The organism is Nostoc cf. edaphicum LEGE 07299, assembly GCF_015207245.1.
Classification (GTDB): domain Bacteria; phylum Cyanobacteriota; class Cyanobacteriia; order Cyanobacteriales; family Nostocaceae; genus Nostoc; species Nostoc edaphicum_B.
In genome coordinates this window covers 1-3,401 of sequence record NZ_JADEXF010000699.1, presented here as the reverse complement: position 1 = coordinate 3,401, position 3,401 = coordinate 1, and the positions used below count along the sequence as shown (strand labels likewise).

The 3,401-nt window shown below is 43.3% G+C and carries 4 protein-coding genes; all 4 read right to left on the bottom strand.

All coding sequences use genetic code 11. The features are described from left to right. Nucleotides 1-3: 3 nt before the first annotated feature. Nucleotides 4-1,386, bottom strand: coding sequence for a PrsW family glutamic-type intramembrane protease (locus IQ229_RS19195; protein WP_194046480.1), 1,383 nt, complete (start codon nt 1,384-1,386; stop codon nt 4-6). A gap of 123 nt (nt 1,387-1,509) precedes the next feature. Continuing rightward, nucleotides 1,510-1,635 (bottom strand): hypothetical protein, encoded by a 126-nt coding sequence (locus tag IQ229_RS24605; RefSeq protein WP_265582998.1) that lies wholly within the window; start codon nt 1,633-1,635, stop codon nt 1,510-1,512. A gap of 187 nt (nt 1,636-1,822) precedes the next feature. After that, nucleotides 1,823-2,425 carry a DJ-1/PfpI family protein gene (locus IQ229_RS19190; RefSeq protein WP_194046478.1) on the bottom strand — a complete coding sequence of 201 codons (603 nt, stop codon included), beginning with the start codon at nt 2,423-2,425 and terminating at the stop codon, nt 1,823-1,825. Between the two features lie 461 nt (nt 2,426-2,886). Beyond that, complete coding sequence (locus IQ229_RS19185) at nt 2,887-3,339, bottom strand: nitrate reductase associated protein (RefSeq protein ID WP_194046476.1); 453 nt, start codon at nt 3,337-3,339, stop codon at nt 2,887-2,889. Nucleotides 3,340-3,401 lie beyond the last annotated feature (62 nt).

Below are 3,401 nucleotides of genomic sequence, written 5' to 3'. Positions count from 1 at the left end.
CCTCTATTTTGGGCCAAGAAATCGGGTAGCAAAATTTTGCGATCGCGTCGGTGACAGCGCCCGTGCCTTGAGAATTGCCGCCATCAGAAAGGCGTAAGATAACACTCCAACAACTACCAACAGCAAAGCATTGATTGACCCTGTAGCATTCCAGAGAGCGTGGAGTGCTGAGGCGCTCAGATAACCAATAGACAGAATTTGCCAACTTCTAGTAGGTTTGAGAACAGCCAATCCAATGAAATAACCCAGGTAGCCACTATAAGCCATGTGTCCAGCTACAGAGCCTAAAATTCGCGGAATTAGCAGTTGTAAACCTGCCAACTGACCAGCAGCCCCGATACCCACCTGTTGCGTGACATTTTGAGTGATATCAGGTACATACTGACCGAGGGTTTCCAAGAGAGTGAAACCAACAGCAGAAGCAGTTCCCAGGAGAATACCATCTAGAGGTTCCCAGATGCCGATGCGTTCTCGCCAAGGTGAAGACAACATTCTACCGATGGCAAAAGCCCCTAGTACGGGTAATGCCTTGAGTAATTCCTCCATCAACCCAGCACCAAAAAACATCCGCACCAGTAACTCTGTGAAGGTGATAGATTCTTGGGGTGTGGGCAAGCTTCCAGGCAAGATGCCACGAAATACGAAAATAAATAGATCCAACAGCGGACTGAGCAAAATCAGGATTGTACCCAATGACGTAGCCATTAGCACCCACCAAGGCTTCTGTTTGCCGCAAAGTTGGTAAACAAAATAGTAGGCAGCGAAAGCGATGTAACTTGCTACGATCACTTGATTAGCTTGGGGCCGACCAACTGTAGCGAACATCAGCACCACAAAAATTACGGTCAGTATTCCGGGTACAAGATAAGCTTTACTAGTTAAATCTTTACCAGTGGAAATAATCGGAAAAAGCTGGGTGAAGCTAACAGAATCTGGCTGCTTTAATTGCGTGTGGTTGTGGTAGTTCGTCGCCGAAGGCAGTGGTGTAACTTGGTTTACTGTCGTCGCCGGAGTCAGTGAGGTATACTCGTATTCAAAAATGTATTGCGGCCCATCAGCACCTAGAGAAATGCGATCGCCTGGGTGCAATTCCTGACATTCATATAAGCGTTGTCCATTCAAATAAGTGCCATTAGCACTATTCAAGTCACAAAGCACCCAGCTAAATTTGCTATCTGGGGATAGAGAGAGGGGACGAACCACTGCATGACGACGAGATACCATTCGGTACATCATGGCATCCAAGACAACTTGGCAGCTGGGGTCGCGTCCAATTACCATCTCTTTACTGGGGGGCAGCGAGTAGCGAGATTCTGCTCCCAAAGCTGCCCCATTACCAGACACTAGCCGCAGAAATGCATTATGTCTTGCGTTTTTGCCTGTCATCGAGTTAGAGTGCTTTTCTAAACTAATTCTTCACATAATTTGGCAGCAGGACTAACCTTAGCCACATTAACAGCAGCATTGCTAAATCCACTATAGCTTCACTTACTGCTAAGAAATTTAAAATTATTGGTGCAAAATTTCAAATTGTTTCACCTCATGTAAAGAAGTATTCCATCTGCTGAGAGTTTGTCCTAAAACTGGCTTGTTCGGTGGATAAATCAGATTGTCTCGATGCTGTACTTTTGACATCGTAGCTGCAAATTAAAGCCACTGCAATTTATTAAAAAATAGTATTTTTTACTGCATTTAGTTCCATTTCAAAAATATATAATTTTTAGTCGTCTGTTCTCAGTTATTTTTGCCAAAGCTCTTTTGGAGTAGGGAGTAGGGGAAGAAACTGTTATGAAGTGAACCAAAAGATTTCTAGTATTTTGCCTCAAACAACTGTAGTCAATTCTGGGTGTTCAATCTTAGTTCCAAGTACTGTGAGGAATTCTGCTAGCCAATGTGGGTGAGCAGGCCAAGCTGGTGCTGTCACCAAGTTACCATCAACTATTGCCCGATCAACAGGGATATTAACATAGATTCCTCCAGCACTCTTGATATCTGGACTACAAGCAGGGTAGCCAGTACATCTTTTGCCTTGCAGTACATCAGCAGCAGCTAATAACTGCAAGCCGTGGCAGATGGCAGCAATCGGTTTATTCGCTTGGGCAAAGTGACGGGTGATGTCTAGTACTTGCTGATTCAGGCGGATATATTCTGGTGCCCGTCCTCCGGGAACGACTAAGGCATCGTAGGTTGCGGCTTCTACTTCTGCAAACGTAGCATTTAAAGTAAAATTGTGTCCGGGTTTTTCGCTGTAAGTCTGGTCTCCTTCAAAGTCATGAACTGCTGTCCGTACCTTATCGCCAGCTTTTTTGTCAGGGCAAACCGCGTGGATAGTGTGTCCCACCATTTGCAATGCCTGGAAAGGAACCATCACTTCATAGTCTTCTACATAGTCGCCAACGAGCATCAAAAGTTTCTTTGCAGCCATATATTTGTTACCCTGAACTTTTTAGTCAATAGTTGTTTATAGCGGTTCCCAAGTGCATGAAGTACATATTGAAACCCTTATGGAAACTCACAAAGAGGAGAGATAAAGCACAGCTTTATCCGGGTGAAGGATAGTTTAACCAACTCAGTACTGAGTGCTGAGTGCTGAGTCAATTTAAGAAGTACTCAGTAGTTCCGCACTACGGTAAAAGCCCCCCCTTGTGGGCGGTCTTTTAACTCAGCACTCGGAACTCAGCACTCAGCACTTTTCATCCCACTCTTATTATGAAACGCTATATAAAGTAAATATTAATTTAGAGTCAACTATTTTATTCGTTAGCATCTACATGAATTTTTGATACATTACAACACAGCTAATGTTGTAATGTATCATTTGAGGGCGGCAAGTTAACAAAGTGTAATGCACCCTACAGATTTTTTCTTTTAACGACTATTGTCTAATTAAAGCAGATGAAATTCTGCGATCGCTCTAGGAAAATTTTTGTTTTCATGTCCTGGCTGGCTAAGTTTAATCAAAGCAAAACGCTGTAAGGGTGTTAAAGCTGCCCAATTTTGCTGTGTCAGGGTTACACCTATTTCTTGAGCTTTTTCCTGAAGGCTAGCTGGTACAGCGGCAGAGTCTAGCCATGCAGGATGAGGCTCGATAGGCAATTTTGTAGGTGGTATACCTGTGCGTTGTATGATTAATTGCTCGATATGCTCGCGGTAAGACTGAATTTCCGTTTCTGTAGTGCAAGGTAATTCAACTAAAGCTTGCCGTTCATCTGTCGTCATTTGATTCCAGTCAGGCAGTTTTAGCTTGATGCCACAGGTATCTAATTTACAACGCACCTGCATGGGGATGCAACGCAGAGAATCAACAAAGTCTGCTTCAAATTGAAAGAAATCTGTCATAAGAAAGTATTTAAAATAAATTAGCTCATTAAATTAACTTACATTTTTGGAATTACTAAGAC